The sequence below is a fragment of the Acinetobacter wanghuae genome (assembly GCF_009557235.1).
Taxonomy (GTDB): domain Bacteria; phylum Pseudomonadota; class Gammaproteobacteria; order Pseudomonadales; family Moraxellaceae; genus Acinetobacter; species Acinetobacter wanghuae.
Map to the genome: position 1 here is coordinate 860,115 of NZ_CP045650.1, position 17,296 is coordinate 877,410.

Sequence of the window (17,296 nt, forward strand, 5' to 3'; positions counted from 1 at the left end):
GGTTTTGGGAAGTCATAACAACGTAAGAATAGAAAAGGTTGATGAATGAATTTACATGAATATCAAGCAAAAGCGTTATTAAAAAAATATGGTATGCCTGTCCAAGAAGGTATTTTGGCAACCAATGCAGAAGAAACCGTTGCCGCGTTTGAGCAGCTTGGTGGAAAGTTTGCAGTGCTTAAAGCACAAGTGCATGCTGGGGGGCGTGGTAAAGCAGGCGGTGTGAAAGTAGTTAAATCTGCTGACGAAGCTGCCGAATATGCTAATCAAATCATTGGTTCACGCTTAGTCACTTATCAAACCGATAGTCTTGGTCAGCCAGTTAATAGCATTTTAGTGTCTGAGGATGTTTATCCTGTAGAACGTGAATTGTATTTAGGTGCTGTAGTCGATCGTTCGAGCCGTCGCATTACCTTTATGGCATCCACTGAGGGGGGGGTCGAAATTGAAAAAGTGGCTGAAGAAACCCCAGAAAAAATTATTAAAGTTGAAGTTGATCCTTTAGTTGGTTTAATGCCATTCCAAGCCCGTGAAACCGCATTTGCTTTAGGTTTAAAAGATGGACAAATCAATCAATTTGTTAAAGTGATGACAGCCGCTTATCAAGCATTTATTGAAAATGACTTTGCACTCTTTGAAATTAATCCACTGTCTGTACGTGAAAATGGCGATATTTTGTGTGTCGATGCTAAAGTGGGTATTGATTCCAATGCACTATATCGTTTGCCTGAAGTGGCTGCGCTTCGTGATAAATCACAAGAAAATGAGCGTGAACTAAAAGCCTCTGAATTTGATCTGAACTATGTGGCTTTAGAAGGTAATATCGGTTGTATGGTCAATGGCGCAGGACTTGCCATGGCGACCATGGACATTATTAAACTCTATGGCGGTCAACCTGCGAACTTCCTTGATGTTGGTGGCGGTGCAACCAAAGAACGCGTGATTGAAGCCTTTAAAATTATTCTTGCCGATACCTCGGTACAAGGCGTATTAATTAACATTTTTGGTGGGATTGTACGTTGTGACATGATCGCAGAAGCGATTATTGCAGCGGTTCAAGAAGTAAATGTCACTGTGCCTGTCGTTGTTCGCTTAGAAGGAAATAACGCAGAACTGGGTGCCAAATTACTCGATGAATCTGGTTTGAAATTGATTTCTGCAAATGGCTTGGCTGATGCTGCAGAAAAAATTGTCGCTGCAGTGAAAGCATAAGGAGATCAAGCATGAGCGTATTAGTTAATAAAGACACAAAAGTATTGGTACAAGGATTTACTGGTAAAAACGGGACTTTTCATTCAGAGCAATCCATTGCTTATGGTACAAAAGTGGTCGGTGGCGTAACACCGGGGAAAGGCGGTACACAACACCTCAATTTACCTGTATTCAACACCATGAAAGAAGCGGTGCGTGAAACAGGTGCAACAGCGACCTCAATTTACGTGCCTGCGCCTTTTGTTTTAGATTCAATTATTGAATCCATTGATGCCGGTGTTGAGCTGATTGTCGTGATTACCGAAGGTGTTCCAACGTTGGATATGCTCAAAGCCAAACGTTATTTAGAAACCTATGGTAATAATGCACGTCTCATCGGTCCAAACTGTCCGGGTATTATCACACCGGGGGAATGTAAGATCGGGATTATGCCGGGTCATATTCATCAACCGGGTAAAATTGGGATTATCTCGCGTTCAGGTACATTGACTTATGAAGCTGTGGCACAGACCACGAAGCTTGGACTTGGTCAATCGACTTGTATCGGCATTGGTGGTGACCCAATTCCGGGTATGAACCAAATTGACTGCTTGAAACTGTTCCAAGACGACCCTCAAACTGAAGCGATCATTATGATTGGTGAAATTGGTGGTACGGCAGAAGAAGAAGCCGCGGAATATATCCAATCTAATGTCACCAAGCCTGTGGTGGGTTATATTGCAGGGGTGACTGCGCCGAAAGGTAAACGTATGGGACATGCCGGTGCGATTATCTCGGGTGGTAAAGGTACAGCAGAAGAGAAATTCGCTGCCTTTGAAAAAGCAGGAATGGCCTACACGCGTAGTCCCGCGGAATTGGGTTCAACCATGTATCAAGTTTTAAAAGATAAAGGCTTAGTTTAAGTCTTAAGCTAAAAAAGCTCCCATATGGGGGCTTTTTTATTGTCAGTTATTATTCTAAGAATCATTTGCGTTACTTGCTTAGACAAAAGTTAAAGGGTGAAAATTAGAAAATTGAATGAATAGTAAAAAACTTCTGTGTAAGATATGCCCACATTTGGGGTGGCTATATAACTTTTGGTCAATTTTTTACTGATTTTCTGAAGAATAGTCTCAGTATGATCAGACGATGTTCCCCCAAAATATTTATATGTATCTCGTCACTTCTAAGTTTGAATATGCTTTCAATGAGGATCAGCCCTTGACCAGTCAAAACCTGAACACTATCGCAAAATCAGTTGCAGCAACATTATTGATGATGACGTTATCTGCAACCGTGATGGCACATGATGAACCAACAGCATCCGATCTTGCTGTTACAGGTGACTTAACCTTGGCGACAGACTACCGTTTTCGTGGTCTTTCAAACAGTAGCAATAACATGACTGTACAGGGTGCTTTGAGTGTTGAGCATGCATCCGGTGTTTATGCGAGTGTTTGGGCATCTAATGTCGATTTTGGTGATGAATTTGGCACCTCTATTGAAGCTGATTTTACTTTGGGTTATGCATTTGTCACATCTGAAAATGGTTCACTCGATGTAAATTACACCCGCTTTGAATATCCGGGCGCAAATGATGACACTAACGCAGATTATGATGAATTTGCTGTCATTTATAATCATGAGAATGCAGTTGTTGCCGATGACAGTGCATCAGCAGGCGTGTATTACTCACCAGAATACAGCGGTAAAACAGGTCAAGAATACTATTTTGAAGCGGCGTACCAATATCCGATCAATCATCAATTTAACCTTGTGAGTTCGGTTGGTTATACCCTGATGGAAAATAAAGAAAAACTTGCAGCAGCTTTTGGCGGCGAAGGTAAGCAAAAAGGCTATTGGGATTATAAGCTTGGTGTAAACACTGAAATTGCAGGCTTAACCGCTGAGCTGGCTTGGATTGATAATAATCTAGATAGCGATGATGCTACAGCGAAAGGTACTGCATTACTCAGCGTAAGCAAATCATTCTAAAGGTTTCGATCGCGAAAAGTTGCAATTTAAACTGCTAAAAAATGCGCCAATAAAGGCGCATTTTTTTAAATCTAAAGTCTTTAAATGTGCGACTAAGACTTTGGTTTAAGGTTCTGAGTTAAACCATTAATGTCCCCACCTTGGATGCCGAGTTCATTCATCAGACTATCAATGAGCGGGGCTTGACTACGGAAACGCAGCGCACTATTCACTACTTGATCTGTAAGGGGAACATTGGATGGGTCTTGACCTTCGCTCACACCACCTGATGCAGCACCATGTAAACCATTGACTTGTAAAATCTTAATATCGTCAATATTTTCCATCGGTTTAACACTTTCACGAATAATCTCGGGTAAGTATTTTAATAAAGCTAAACGAATTTGCATTTCTACCTGTTCAGATGACAGCACATTGTTCGCTTCATTGACGGCACGTGTTCCTTCAGCGTCAACGTGATATTGTTTTTCCATCGCTTGAGCAAGTAAGATTTTGGCGTCGGCTTCACCTTTGGCTTTTAAGCGCACTTTTTCTGCTTCGGCTTCAGCTGCAATACGAACTGCCTCTGCATCATCAATTGCGGCATGTTTACCTGCTTCTGCGGCAACGGTAATTGCAATGGCTTCTTTCTCTGCTTTTTCTTTGGCTGCGACCAACTCAACCGCTTTTTGACGTTCTGCTTGTTGAATTTGACGAACCGTCACGACTTCTTCTTCGGCTTTGACTGCTTGAGCGCGTGCTTGATCGGCATGGGCTTTGGCTTCAGATTCAGCACGGGATTTTTCAGCAATGGCGATGGCACGATCTTGTTCCGCTAATTCGATGGTTTTCTTTTGCTCGACTTGGGCTTTTTGAATCAACTGTGCTTTTTGAATATTTTCATTTTCCACATCACGTGCAGCCAAAATACGTTTTAATTCAACTTCACGTTCTGCTGCAATTTGTGCTTCTTCAGCTTCGCGTTTTTTAGCAGCTTCTTGCGCAGCAATTTCTGCAAGCTGTTCAGCACGACGAATTGAAATTTCGCGTTCTTGTTGCAGCTTGGCATATTCTTCTTCACGAATAATTTGTAGTTTGGCTTGTTCTGCTTCTAAGTTTTTGGTTTTAATCGCAAGGTCGGTATCTTGCTCAATATGGTTACGTTTACGACGACGATCTTCAATCGTTTCAGTGAGTTTGGTTAAACCTTCAGCATCAAAGGCATTTTGGGGATTAAAGTATTTAAAGCCGGTTTGATCAAGTCCAGTCAAAGACACGGTTTCCAGTTCTAAACCATTTTTATGTAAATCTTCAGAGACAACTTGCTGTACTTTTTGCACGAAATCGACGCGTTTTTCATGCAGTTCTTCCATTGCCATTTCAGCAGCCACAGCACGCAGCGAGTCAACAAATTTACCTTCGACTAAGTTTTTGAGTTCGTTCGGTGACATGGTCTTCTGACCCAAAGTTTGTGCGGCGGTTGCAATAGATTCTGCGGTGGGTTTGACTCGCACATAAAATTCCGCCATCACATCGACGCGCATGCGATCGCGCGTAATTAAGGCTTGATCATCAGCGCGGCGCACTTCTAAACGTAAAGTATTCATATTGACTTGAATAATTTCATGCAGCACCGGTAAAACCAATGCACCACCGCCTAAAATGACTTTTTCACCGCCCCAACCAGTTCGGACAAAGGAAATTTCCTTACTTGAACGACGATATAAACGCGCAATGATTAGACCAAATGCGACTAAGGCTACAAAAATAAAGCCTGCAATAAATAAAATATTATAAAGGTCAAAACCTAACATAATCTTGTTATCTCTTCTGTAGCTGAATGATTGAATCAAATAAAGGGTGTTTTAAGTCATTTAAATGGCTAGTTTTTTTATTGAATATTAGGCGGCAGTCGCTTGAAAACCGATATTGGTTTTTTGGGTAAGAACCACCACTTGTCCTTGTCGAAAAATATCGTCATCTTCTGGTTCGACCATTACATAGTGAATATAGCCATGCTGATCTTTGACTTTGGCTTGCGCTGGGGAATTTGGTTTGGCTGTACCCAATACAATCGTTGCTGTACGTCCAATCAGTTCTTCGCTAAAAATGGCAGAACTTTCATCTTGGGGTAGAATTTTATAAATGAGCATGGCGCCATAGCGTACCAATGGCATGCATAAGAAAACGCAAGCAGGGGAAATGATCCAAAGGCTAAACAACTGCCCAGTAAAATGCTCAAACATCCCTTGAATGATTAAGCCTGATAAACCGTAGCAGGTCAGGAAAATAATAATCCAAATAAAAAGCGGTAAACGCCCTAAATAGAGCCAATCAAAAACTTTTGCAATAACACCACTATCTGCATCAATGCTGACATCGGGTTGATGGGAGTTTTCAGTTAAAAAATGGTCGAGTAAATTTTGTGAGCCACCGCCTAAAAATAACAAGACCAATTCTAATGCGGCAAACATCAGCATTAAACTTAAGCTAATACTGAACACAATATTAGATGGATGTGTAAAAAGTTCCCACATTATTCTTCATCTCTATAATTATGTTTTTTTATAAAAAGTAAACTTATTTACATGAAGATAACATTGTCAGCATCATTTGCAATAAATTTTCATCTAAAACTGAACAATAGAATGAGCAAAAAAAGGTAATTTATGATGTTTTTTTATTTAAGTATTTGAATTTTTAACAAAAAATAACGATAAATCCCATATTTTTTTATATAAATTAACTATTTAATTTTAAATAAATATTATATAAAAATTTTATTTAACCAAATGGTTAAATTTATTGTGAACTTTACGGCTGTTGCTCCCGATTACAGTAAGGCGGTTTGTATGCGGACTTTCATGTCTAAGACTTGTTGTACGATATAGGCTTTCATCCATTGGTATTGCATCCCCATTGGATTGGTTTTCAGTGCAGTATTTAGGAAGTTAAGCGCAGGCTGACAAAAGAGCTGTTCATCTAAAGCCTGTTCTAAATTTTGGCTATTCACGGATAAATCGAAAGCGACCTGATAAAAGGCTTTTGGATAGTTATAAAATGCATAGAGCAAATTAAAGGCTTTTTGATCGCCTTTTAAGTGACCGACACCCATTTCATGCTGTGGATTTTGATTACTGTAAGTCATCCCTAAAACAAATTCTAAACCGCGTTCTGTTAAGCGGAGTCCAAACTGTAAACCAATTTGATCTGCGGTCAGTTCGTGTTGTAAATAAAAACTAAATGGACTGCCATCATCATTTAACGGTTGCTGTAAGACCAACATATGTTGCTGATGCTGATAAATATAGTCAGCAAGTTGCGCCTGCTCTAAACGTATTTTAATGGTTTCCAGATCAAGCGAGTTGTAGGACATAGTGTGTATTGAATCAAAAGCAGAACCGGGGCTATCACTGTAATTATTTTTCAAAGTGAGGACTAGACTTGCTTTAGAGCTTTTTGCAATCACGTTATTGATTAAATATCATTAATAACCTAAATGAGTACGCATTCATTTTGATTCATTTATACAGTCAAATCGGCTGATTAATTAAAACTGATAGGTCTTATCAGTGAAGTTTTATATGATGTTTTTGCATATCAATATCATAAAACAAGAAATCGTTATGAAAAGTAAATCACTATAATGCCAATATATATCTTTAAAAGTGTAATAAGTACACGCATTCTAAGCTGGTGTTGTCCATGTCGTTAAATGAGGAAAGACTTACTCATCTGAAACAGCTTGAAGCTGAGAGTATTCATATCATCCGTGAAGTTGCTGCTGAATTTGAAAATCCAGTCATGCTTTATTCAATCGGTAAAGATTCAGCGGTCATGCTGCATCTTGCGCTCAAAGCGTTCTATCCTGCCAAACTTCCGTTCCCGCTACTGCATGTAGATACGGGTTGGAAATTTAAAGACATGATCGCCTTCCGTGACAACATGGCGAAAAAACATGGTTTTGATTTGATCGTGCATCAAAACAAAGAAGGGAAAGATGCAGGCATCAATCCATTCGACCATGGTAGCTCAAAATATACTGACATCATGAAAACTCAAGGTTTAAAACAAGCCTTGAATAAATACAAGTTCGATGCTGCTTTTGGTGGTGCGCGCCGTGATGAAGAAAAATCGCGTGCCAAAGAACGTGTCTATTCATTCCGTGATGACAAACATCGTTGGGATCCTAAAAACCAACGGCCTGAGCTTTGGAATCTTTACAACGGTAAAGTGAACCAAGGTGAAAGTATTCGTGTGTTCCCATTATCTAACTGGACTGAGCTAGATATTTGGCAATACATTTACTTAGAAAGCATTCCATTGGTACCACTTTACTTGGCGGCAGAACGTCCTGTGGTTGAGCGTAGCGGTACACTGATTATGGTCGATGATGAACGTATGCCTTTAAAAGAGGGCGAAGTTCCACAAATGAAATCGGTTCGTTTCCGTACATTGGGTTGTTACCCACTGACAGGTGCGGTTGAATCAACTGCAGATACTTTGCCGGAAATTATTCAAGAAATGCTCTTGGCAACCAGTTCAGAGCGTCAAGGTCGTATGATTGATCATGATGAAGCGGGTTCGATGGAGAAGAAGAAGCAAGAAGGCTACTTCTAGAATCTCTCCCGACCTCTCTTTAAAAAAGAGAGGAGATTTTCCCCCTTTATAAAGGGGGATACAGGGGGATTCAACCAAACCGATTTCTAAAGCATATGTGGAGTTTGAGCAATGTCTCATCAATCAGAACTCATTAGCCAAGATATCTTGGGCTATTTAAAACAACATGAAAATAAAGACTTACTTCGTTTCTTAACCTGCGGTAACGTGGATGATGGTAAATCGACGCTCATTGGTCGTTTACTTTACGATTCAAAATTGATTTATGAAGATCAATTGCAAGCGGTAACCCGTGACTCGAAAAAAGTCGGTACGACAGGTGATGCACCTGACTTAGCGCTTCTTGTTGATGGTCTACAGGCTGAGCGTGAGCAAGGGATTACCATTGATGTCGCGTATCGTTATTTCTCAACAGAAAAACGTAAGTTCATCATTGCGGATACACCGGGGCATGAACAATACACCCGTAACATGGCAACAGGCGCTTCGACTTGTGACCTTGCAATCATCTTGATTGATGCGCGTTATGGTGTACAAACTCAAACTCGTCGTCATACCTACATTGCAAGTTTACTCGGCATTAAGAATATTATTGTTGCGATTAACAAAATGGACTTGGTGGAGTTCTCTGAAGCGCGCTTCAATGAAATTCAAACCGAATATGCAGGCTTTGTTGCACAATTGGGTGACCGTAAACCGTCAAACATTATCTTTACGCCAATTTCTGCATTAAATGGCGATAACGTGGTGAATAAATCTGCCAATACGCCGTGGTACACAGGTGAGACGTTAATGGGTTCTTTGGAATCTGTTGAAATTAACCGTACCTCAGCAAAAGCAGATTTCCGTTTCCCTGTGCAATATGTGAACCGTCCAAACCTCGACTTCCGCGGTTTCTGCGGTACGATCGCGCTGGGTGATATCAATGTTGGCGATACCGTAACGGCTTTACCATCAGGTAAATCATCAACCGTTAAAGAAATTGTTACTTTTGATGGCAACCTTGAACGTGCCGTTGCAGGTCAAGCGGTGACATTGACGCTCAACGATGAGATTGATATTTCACGTGGTAACGTCCTCATTCGTGCAGATCAAGCGGTGCCAAGTATTTCACGCTCAGTACAAGCGACTGTGGTGTGGATGGCGGATCAACCGCTTGTGATTGGTAAACTTTACAATGTGAAGATTGGTACTCAAACTGTACCTGCCAAAGTCACCGCAATTCACTTCCGTACTAACGTCAATACATTGGAACAAGTTCAAGTCGAAAATCTTGAGCTGAATGCGATTGCCAATGTGACTGTTGAGTTTGATGCGCCAGTCGTATTTGACCGTTATCAAGACAGCCGTTATACAGGTTCGTTTATCTTCATTGATCGTTTAAATAACGTAACGATTGGTGCGGGTATGGTGGAAGAGTCTGTTGAATGGACTGCACATACAAACCCTGTCACAGCGGAAGCACGTGCTGCACGTTTAGGTCAAAAACCTGCATCAGTTACGGTTTCTGAAGCGGCATTAGCGAATGCGCAAGTGCTTGAGAACTTATTGCTTCAACAAGGCATCGTGGCAATTGCGAAAGCGGGTCTAGATGCAGCTCAAGTTGCGCTACTTCGTGAAACAGGCGTTGCAGTGATTACCACTGTCGCTGAAGGCACGGATGTGACATTTACAGTTGAATCTGCTGAAGAATTGGCAGAGAAGATTGTGGAATTGGTTCGTCTATAAGGCTGAGTTGATTTAAAATAAAACCCGTCTTAATGGCGGGTTTTTTATTTGTCCATTTTAAGCGTATGAATAATATCCAAGCATTTAAACATGGAACTTTCACTTAAATCACTTCTCTATACAATAGAAATATTGAGAGGGGTTTATGAAAAAGTTATTTATTTTTATGGGGTTGTGTTTAGCTTTTAATGCTGAAGCTAAACAAAATACAGAGTCTATTAAACAGAAGATTATTCAACAGTCGATTGATAGTTATTCAGGGAATTGTCCATGCCCTTACAATACTGCGCGTAATGGTAGTCGTTGTGGTAAGCGGAGTGCATACAATCGTGCGGGCGGACATGCTCCACTTTGTTATCCTGAAGATGTGAGTGACCGCATGGTCAAAGAGTTTAAGGCTAGGGGTTAATTGATTTGTCTCAAAGTTGACACTGTCTAAAAAAACCGCTGAGAGGTGGTTTCTTTATGCTTGAAATTTACCTTTAATACCAAATTAGCAACAAAGTTAATCATCGTTATGAGTTGAATCATGTTTAATGGTGTTTATTTCGAGTTATTTACATGAAAATTTTAATACTTATGATAGGTTCACTCTTGATCACGGCATGTAATACCCAGTCAACTCAGCAGTATGTTTCTACGCCTGAATGTATGAATTATAGAGGTATGATGACAGCGCCAATGCCACCTGATGCTATGGAGCGTTTAAGACTGAAATGTGAAGCATCCGAGCAAAATAGAAATTAAACCAAAATTATTTCTAATCAAAAGCGAATGAGGGGCTATGCAATAAAATAAAACAAGAATAAGATATATCTTATCTATGTCTCAATCAGATCCAATTGCTGATATTGAAAGCGCATCTAAGCCACGTAAACGCCTATTTGAAGCAGGCGAGATGAAGCTTTTGGTCTTACATTTCATTTCACAGCAACCCAAATACAGTTACGACATTATTAAAGACATTTCTGCATTGGTGGGTGGTGACTATAAGCCAAGTACAGGCACAATCTGCCCAACCATTAACTATCTAGAAGAACATGCTTTTACAGAAGCAAAAATAACGCCAGATGACCGTAAGCAATATCACATTACCGAAAAAGGTTTAGCGCATTTAGTGACTCAGCAACAGGCTTTGCAAAAAGTACTGTGTCGCTTTAACGCACGTCATCACATCCAAAACAATGCTGAATACCTCGAAATTAAAACTGCAATGGAGGCGCTAAAACGAGCGTTACGTCATAACTTACAGAACGCACCATTAAGCAATGAGCAGATCACGACCATTGCTGAAACTATCCATCAGGCAGCCACAGAAATTACTCAACTCGCAGATCAAGAGATGAACGTATGAAAAACTTTAAATTCCATCCCAAACATCTGACATGGCTCATGCCACTGATTTTATCGGGCATTATGAGTGGTGCGATTTCTTGCTTTAATCTTTTCCTTAAACTGGGTTGGGTGGATGGCTTCTTTTCTATCTGGCTACATGCATGGAGTTTATCGTGGTTAATGGCATTCCCATTGATTCTTATTGTTTTACCATTGGTACGAAATACCTTAATGAAATTTGTAGAAATGCCAAAGTAAATGAAGTGTAATTTACTATTTTCTAATGTGATGGTAACGCTTAAGACATAAGTCCGAGTTGGCTTCAAAGCTTGGCTGAACTATGTTCAAATAGTGCCAATAAACATGAAAAATCACGAATAGGGAAAGCAACCATGTCGCAAACGATGCAACAGATTATTATTACTGAGCCGGGCGGTGTCGAAAAACTTGCTTATGAATCGGTGGATATACCGACAGCAGCAAATACTGAAGTGTTGGTGAAAGTACATGCTTTTGGTTTAAACCGTCCCGATATTTTACAGCGTCAAGGTCTCTACCCAATGCCGAAAGGCGTAACGCCTGTACCGGGTTTAGAAATTGCCGGTGTGGTTGAAGCAGTGGGCGCGGATGTAACCCAATTTAAAGTCGGTGATAAAGTCTGTGGTCTGACCAATGGAGGTGGTTATGCCGAGTATTGCGTATTACCTGAAACGCAAACTTTAAATATTCCTGAAAATGTGAGCTTTGTTCAGGCTGCGGCAATTCCTGAAACTTTCTTTACGGTATGGGCGAATGTATTCCAAATGGGCAAAGCCAAAGCAGGGGAAATTGTACTTGTCCATGGTGGTACCAGTGGTATTGGTACAACAGCACTGATGCTGTGTAAATCTCTTGGTATCAAAACTTTTGCAACTGCGGGTACAGATGAAAAGGTTCAAGCCATTTCACATTTAACCACTGGCATTAACTATAAAACCCAAGACTTTGAACAAGTGATTAGCGAAGCTACCGACAATGGGGGTGTGGATGTGATTTTGGATATGGTGGGTGCGCCGTATTTAGAGAAAAACTTGAATCTACTCCGTCGTGATGGCCGTTTAGTGTATATCGCGTTCTTGGGCGGTCGTAAAGCCAAAGAAGTGAATCTCGGTCATATTATGATGAAGCGTTTAACCATTACCGGTTCAACGATGCGTGCGCGTACGACAGCTGAAAAAGCGGAAATCACCCAAGGCTTAAAAGATGTCGTTGCACCACTTTGGGCGAAAGGCGAATGCTTACCAATGATCTATAAAACCTTTACGTTTGACCAAATTCAAGATGCACATGCATCGATGGATACAGGGGAGCATATTGGTAAAGTGGTAGTTGAAGTCATTTCTTAATTCAAAAATGATTTGAAAATAAGGGTGTTCCTCGAAATAGGAGCATCCTTTTTTAATTGCTGATTAAACAGGGTATAAGCGTATGTTGTACATTTTGAATGGAGATGGATAAGTCATTACGCTAACGGTTTGAAAGTGACACGTTCTGTCATTTTTCGCCAACATACTTTGGGTGATCTAAAGCTTAGAAAAATTAAAGAGATTTATTCTGGATGCATTTCTAATATTTATATTGAATACAAATATTGAAAGCTTTGCTATGAAAGGCATTGAGGAGATTTATACGGTTTAATCTCAAGTCATCTAAATTTTATCAAAAGGTTAAATACAAGTTGGTCAGCTTCTTGCAGTACATGATGAATAGTTATGTACATTAAAGGAGATCGGATCATGCAGATTTCAAAAGGACCATATCATCGGGCGCATCGGCAACATGCTTTGACATCTGTTATTCATGCACGGGTGATGAATCAAATCACAATCGAGCAAATTGCGCTATTTTATTTAGCATCTTTAAATATGGCGTTGTATATGAAGCAACTGACCAAACCCAAGCGTCGAAAAATGCGGGGGATGAAGAAATTTTTACAATTATTGGCAAGCTAATGAATACCAAAAATAAGATCAAGAAAAGCATATTTTATAAATTTTAGGCATAAAAAAACCAGCATCAGCTGGAAGTTTTATTGCACCATTCTCTAAGTTGAAAATGGTGCCCGAGGCCAGACTCGAACTGGCACGCTTTGTGGGCGGGGGATTTTAAATCCCCTGTGTCTACCGATTTCACCACTCGGGCATTTTCAACAAGATGGAGGCGGAGGTCGGAATCGAACCGGCGTACACGGAGTTGCAGTCCGCTGCATGACCACTCTGCCACCCCGCCATGTCTTGTTGATGCGTATATTATCAAGCTCTGAAAAAAAAACAATAGCACTTTCATTTGTATGAGCATAAAAGCAGCATATAACGGAAAATATTTAGATTTATCATGTAGAATGTGCAAAATTGATTCATATCAACACGAGGGAGAAGTGCCGTGGCATTAGTTTTAGATGGTCGTGCATTGGCGAAAAAAATTGAAGCTGATTTGTTAACACGCGTAGAAGCGTTAAAAGCAAAGTCAGGTCGTACTCCAATTCTTGCGACTATTTTGGTAGGTGACGATGGCGCATCTGCAACTTATGTACGTATGAAGGGAAATGCTTGCCGCCGTGTCGGTATGGATTCAATTAAAGTTGAACTGCCAACAGAAACCACCACAGAACAGTTATTGGCTGAAATTGAAAAATTGAATGCTAATCCAGATGTTCACGGTATTCTTTTACAACACCCAGTACCTGCACAAATTGATGAACGTGCATGTTTTGATGCGATCTCACTTGCAAAAGACGTCGATGGCGTAACTTGTCTTGGCTATGGTCGTATGGCAATGGGCGAAGCAGCTTATGGTTCTGCAACACCTGCAGGCATTATGACGATTCTGAAAGAAAACAACATCGAGATCGCGGGTAAACACGCGGTTGTGGTGGGTCGTTCTGCTATTTTGGGTAAACCGATGGCAGCAATGCTGCTTGAAGCAAATGCCACTGTGACCATCTGTCATTCACGTACTCAAGATTTAGCAAGCTTTGTAAAACAAGCAGATATTATTGTCGGCGCTGTCGGTAAAGCTGAACTCATTCAAAAAGATTGGATTAAACCAGGCGCAGTCGTTGTGGATGCAGGCTTCCATCCACGTGATGGTGGTGGTGTAGGTGATATTCAATTGGTTGGTATTGAAGACATCGCTTCTGCTTATACTCCAGTTCCGGGCGGTGTGGGTCCAATGACCATCACAACGTTGATTCGTCAAACGGTTGAAGCGGCTGAGAAAGCTTTAGGTTAATGTTATCTCCCTCTCCCTATGGGAGAGGGTCGGGGTGAGGGTACTGAGTTAGATAAATCCTCTCCCTAACCCTCTCCTTTAAAAAAGGAGAGGGAACTCTCTTTATTAATTTAGTTTTCTTGTTTGAAACTAAAATTCTGCATATCCGAAAAATAAAACTCCAATGAGCTGTACTTTTCAATTTTCCAAAGCCCCTGAGCACTTACTAAAGGCCTTGCATGATGTGATTCCGCATTGTGAATTACACGCGCAGCAATTGCCTGAAACGCCGATTTCGCTATGGCTGATTCCACCCGTTTTTCCAACGGATAAGCTCGATGATGAGGTGATTCGTCATATTTGGAATGATACGCCGTATTGGATTTTCTGTTGGGCATCAGGGCTTGCGATGGCGCAATGGCTGCTTGCTGAACCTCATCATGTCAAAAATAAAGTGGTGTTGGATTTTGGCGCAGGTTCAGGTGTGGTTGCCATTGCTGCAAAAATGGCAGGGGCAAAGCGTGTGATTTGCTGTGATATCGATCAAGTCAGTCTTGATGCTTGTCGCGCGAATGCAGAACTGAATGATGTTGAGCTTGAATATTTAGATGATCTCTATAAAGCAGAGCAAGTCGATATCTTATTGGCAGCCGATGTGTTGTATGACCAATGCAATCGTTTCTTCTTAGACGAATTTTTAAAGTTTGCCCCAGAAGTATGGGTCGCAGACAGTCGTGTGAAAAACTTTAGCCATCCACAATATATAAAGCTGGATGAACGTAGTGCAACGACATGGCCTGATTTAGATGAGTCACCCGAATTTCGTAATGTCAGCTTCTACAAAACTATATAAATAAAAAAAGGGCAGATAATCTGCCCTTTTTTATACTGTAAATTTTTAATTAAGCGCAGGTATAGCGTATGACGCGTAGGGTAGATGGTCGTGCATTGAGTGCCTCGCGTGTCGCTAAATTATCATTGTTATGCAAATCGGGGGTATTGCTGAGTCCAAAACTGGTGCGGCTATTGCCAATTTGACGACCATATTGTTCATCTGCTTGAGTATTTTGATTCACAATTTCATTGCTGCTTAAGATTGACAAGCGATAGGTTTTGTTCGCCCCTAATACCTTTTGACAAGCATGTTGAAGTTTTTGCTCATCTTGGGCACGATCCTGACGTCCTGCTAGCGTATAGCTTAAAGTTGCAGTGTCCGACGTTTGGTTTTCAACTTGGTAACCTGCGACACCGTTATAAGGTTTCGAGCTTTGACATGCGGTCAGACCTAAAGCAATTGCTGCACACACATATAATTTAAAAGATGATTTCATTATTGTAGATACTCAAGTGACTTATGAGATTAGTATGCCATAGCTTTGGCTGATTCATCGCCTACTCCAGATTTTGAAACAAACAAAAGCTTAATTTATTGTAAAAAAAAGCGCTCAATAATGAGCGCCTTTTAGATGTTTATCTTAAAAATAATAGTCGATTAATCATCAAGAATTTGACTATGTTTCTTGGTGTCTTTCATAAAGATATAAGTCAGTAATGAAATACCAATCATAAAGGTGATGTAGTAGAAGAAGTAATTTTCATGTCCTGCATTTTTAAAGCTTAGCGCTACAAGTTCTGCTGTACCACCAAACAATGTATTAGCAATGGCATAAGGAAGCGCAACACCAAGGGCACGAATATGTGCAGGGAATAACTCAGCTTTAACCACGGCATTAATTGCAGTATAACCTGTCACAATCACCATACCGCTCATACAGAGCATGAAGGCAGTGGTTGGGCTTGTAGTTGAACCTAAACCATTGAAGATGGGAATCGTGAATAAAACACCCAATACACCAAAGGCAATCATCACTGGTTTACGACCAATTTTATCTGATAATGCACCCACTGCAGGTTGTAATAACATGAAGATAAAAATCGCTGCTGTGGTGATTTCAGTTGCTGTGGTTTTTTCAAAGCCAGATGTATTAACAAGATATTTTTGCAAATAAGTGGTGAAAGTATTGAAGGCAAGCGTACCACCTGCGGTCAGCATAATCACGGTAAATGCTTGTTTAGGATATTTAGTAAATAACGCTAAAGCACTTGATTTTGGACCACCTTTTTTCGCTTGTTCTTGAGCATCTTTAGATGATTGGGTTTCCACAAGACCACGACGAATCCAGAACACCACAATCGCTAATAATGCACCGATCGCGAAAGGAATACGCCAGCCCCATTCAGTCAATTGACCTTCAGTCAGTGTGCGTTGTAGAACGATCAAAACACAGAGTGCAAGCAATTGACCTGAAATGAGGGTTACATATTGGAAGCTTGAGAAGAAGCCACGGTGATTTTTACCCGCCATTTCGGTTAAATAGGTAGCGCTTGAACCATATTCACCACCCACACTTAAGCCTTGTAGTAAACGTGCAAATAACAATAAAGCAGGGGCAAGCATGCCGACAGAATCATAAGTTGGTGCACAGGCAATAATGAGCGAACCCACACACATTAAAGACACAGAAACCGTTAGACCTGCTTTACGACCTTTACGGTCAGCGTAAATCCCCATAACCCATGCACCAATCGGACGCATTAAGAAGCCGAGCGCAAATACCGCAGCGGCTTGCAGGAGTTTGACTGTGTCATCACCATCTGGGAAGAACTGAGACGCAAAATATAAGGTAAAGGCTGCATAGACATACCAATCGTACCATTCAACGAGGTTACCTGCAGAGCCACCTAAAATAGATTTGACACGCGTTTTTCGATCAAGCTGCTGTGGCGCAGCTTGTTCAGATGAGTTTGACACATCATTCTCCAAAGAATGAATGCAAAATATATGGATTTAAATTTTTTGCAAAACTTAAATGGATATATTTTGTACGATGACGGATAGGAAATACTGAAAGTATTTATACGCTTTTTTGTCTTAAAAATCGTCAGACTTTAGTCTATATAAGGCTTAATAAATATACGTTTATTGGAGTTAACTTAGATAATAAAAGTATAAATAAAGCGCGTTGAAATTCCTGTTTTTTAAAGAAAATTTGAGCTAGAAATACTACTGGGGGCATGGTGCTATGGGTTTATTCTTCTTTTAAAATGGTAGGATTTTAATCATTGGTTAAAAAGGGTTTGGGAATATTAAGCTCAATAAAAAAGGCCGCTTACGCGACCTTTTTTGAATTAAATTTGC

Annotated in this window: 17 protein-coding genes and 2 tRNA genes; 12 read left to right on the forward strand and 7 right to left on the reverse strand. The window is 40.6% G+C overall.

Going from position 1 to position 17,296, the window contains the following annotated elements:
• Positions 1-45 precede the first annotated feature (45 nt).
• From sucC to GFH30_RS03905, 3 genes are all read left to right on the forward strand, one after another.
• A complete protein-coding gene (gene sucC, locus GFH30_RS03895) occupies positions 46-1,212 on the forward strand; it encodes an ADP-forming succinate--CoA ligase subunit beta (RefSeq protein ID WP_153370993.1) in 1,167 nt (388 codons plus the stop codon).
• A gap of 11 nt (positions 1,213-1,223) precedes the next feature.
• Entirely contained in the window at positions 1,224-2,114 is an 891-nt protein-coding gene (sucD, locus tag GFH30_RS03900; RefSeq protein ID WP_153370994.1) for a succinate--CoA ligase subunit alpha, read from the forward strand.
• 298 nt (positions 2,115-2,412) lie between these two features.
• Positions 2,413-3,186, forward strand: a complete 774-nt coding sequence (locus tag GFH30_RS03905; RefSeq protein WP_171501044.1) for a TorF family putative porin — start codon at positions 2,413-2,415, stop codon at positions 3,184-3,186.
• 92 nt (positions 3,187-3,278) lie between these two features.
• On the opposite strand, the gene GFH30_RS03910 is transcribed toward GFH30_RS03905, so the two are convergent.
• The 3 genes from GFH30_RS03910 to GFH30_RS03920 all read right to left on the reverse strand — a co-directional run bounded on the left by GFH30_RS03910 (position 3,279) and on the right by GFH30_RS03920 (position 6,541).
• Complete coding sequence (locus GFH30_RS03910; RefSeq protein WP_153370996.1) at positions 3,279-4,979, reverse strand: flotillin family protein; 1,701 nt, start codon at positions 4,977-4,979, stop codon at positions 3,279-3,281.
• 87 nt (positions 4,980-5,066) lie between these two features.
• Positions 5,067-5,702 (reverse strand): YqiJ family protein, encoded by a 636-nt coding sequence (locus GFH30_RS03915; protein WP_153370997.1) that lies wholly within the window; start codon positions 5,700-5,702, stop codon positions 5,067-5,069.
• 296 nt (positions 5,703-5,998) lie between these two features.
• Positions 5,999-6,541 (reverse strand): hypothetical protein, encoded by a 543-nt coding sequence (locus tag GFH30_RS03920; RefSeq protein ID WP_153370998.1) that lies wholly within the window; start codon positions 6,539-6,541, stop codon positions 5,999-6,001.
• 329 nt (positions 6,542-6,870) lie between these two features.
• Between GFH30_RS03920 and cysD the strand changes: the two genes are divergently transcribed.
• The 7 genes from cysD (at position 6,871) to GFH30_RS03955 (ending at position 12,839) form a co-directional block, all read left to right on the forward strand.
• Positions 6,871-7,785 carry a sulfate adenylyltransferase subunit CysD gene (gene cysD / locus GFH30_RS03925; protein ID WP_153370999.1) on the forward strand — a complete coding sequence of 305 codons (915 nt, stop codon included), beginning with the start codon at positions 6,871-6,873 and terminating at the stop codon, positions 7,783-7,785.
• A 111-nt stretch (positions 7,786-7,896) separates the two neighbouring features.
• On the forward strand, positions 7,897-9,513 hold the full coding sequence (gene cysN, locus GFH30_RS03930) for a sulfate adenylyltransferase subunit CysN (protein WP_153371000.1): 1,617 nt from the start codon (positions 7,897-7,899) through the stop codon (positions 9,511-9,513).
• Between the two features lie 145 nt (positions 9,514-9,658).
• On the forward strand, positions 9,659-9,922 hold the full coding sequence (locus GFH30_RS03935) for a hypothetical protein (RefSeq protein WP_153371001.1): 264 nt from the start codon (positions 9,659-9,661) through the stop codon (positions 9,920-9,922).
• 414 nt (positions 9,923-10,336) lie between these two features.
• Complete coding sequence (locus GFH30_RS03940; protein ID WP_153371002.1) at positions 10,337-10,867, forward strand: PadR family transcriptional regulator; 531 nt, start codon at positions 10,337-10,339, stop codon at positions 10,865-10,867.
• Entirely contained in the window at positions 10,864-11,106 is a 243-nt protein-coding gene (locus GFH30_RS03945) for a DUF2798 domain-containing protein (protein WP_153371003.1), read from the forward strand. The genes GFH30_RS03940 and GFH30_RS03945 overlap by 4 nt, the downstream gene beginning before the upstream one ends.
• Positions 11,107-11,240: 134 nt before the next feature.
• Positions 11,241-12,233, forward strand: coding sequence for an NAD(P)H-quinone oxidoreductase (locus GFH30_RS03950; protein ID WP_153371004.1), 993 nt, complete (start codon positions 11,241-11,243; stop codon positions 12,231-12,233).
• Positions 12,234-12,623: 390 nt separating this feature from the next.
• Entirely contained in the window at positions 12,624-12,839 is a 216-nt protein-coding gene (locus GFH30_RS03955; RefSeq protein WP_153371005.1) for a hypothetical protein, read from the forward strand.
• Between the two features lie 104 nt (positions 12,840-12,943).
• Here the strand turns inward: GFH30_RS03955 and GFH30_RS03960 are convergent.
• Both GFH30_RS03960 and GFH30_RS03965 read right to left on the reverse strand, forming a co-directional pair.
• Positions 12,944-13,029, reverse strand: a tRNA-Leu gene (locus GFH30_RS03960).
• Positions 13,030-13,042: 13 nt separating this feature from the next.
• A tRNA-Cys gene (locus GFH30_RS03965) sits at positions 13,043-13,116 on the reverse strand.
• A gap of 153 nt (positions 13,117-13,269) precedes the next feature.
• Between GFH30_RS03965 and folD the strand changes: the two genes are divergently transcribed.
• Positions 13,270-14,118, forward strand: coding sequence for a bifunctional methylenetetrahydrofolate dehydrogenase/methenyltetrahydrofolate cyclohydrolase FolD (folD, locus tag GFH30_RS03970; RefSeq protein WP_153371006.1), 849 nt, complete (start codon positions 13,270-13,272; stop codon positions 14,116-14,118).
• A 163-nt stretch (positions 14,119-14,281) separates the two neighbouring features.
• A complete protein-coding gene (locus GFH30_RS03975) occupies positions 14,282-14,950 on the forward strand; it encodes a class I SAM-dependent methyltransferase (protein WP_153371007.1) in 669 nt (222 codons plus the stop codon).
• Between the two features lie 49 nt (positions 14,951-14,999).
• Here the strand turns inward: GFH30_RS03975 and GFH30_RS03980 are convergent, their stop codons facing one another.
• Together GFH30_RS03980 and GFH30_RS03985 are read right to left on the reverse strand one after the other, a co-directional pair.
• Complete coding sequence (locus tag GFH30_RS03980; protein WP_153371008.1) at positions 15,000-15,428, reverse strand: hypothetical protein; 429 nt, start codon at positions 15,426-15,428, stop codon at positions 15,000-15,002.
• A gap of 161 nt (positions 15,429-15,589) precedes the next feature.
• Positions 15,590-16,909, reverse strand: a complete 1,320-nt coding sequence (locus GFH30_RS03985) for an MFS transporter (protein WP_153371009.1) — start codon at positions 16,907-16,909, stop codon at positions 15,590-15,592.
• Between the last annotated feature and the right edge of the window lie 387 nt (positions 16,910-17,296).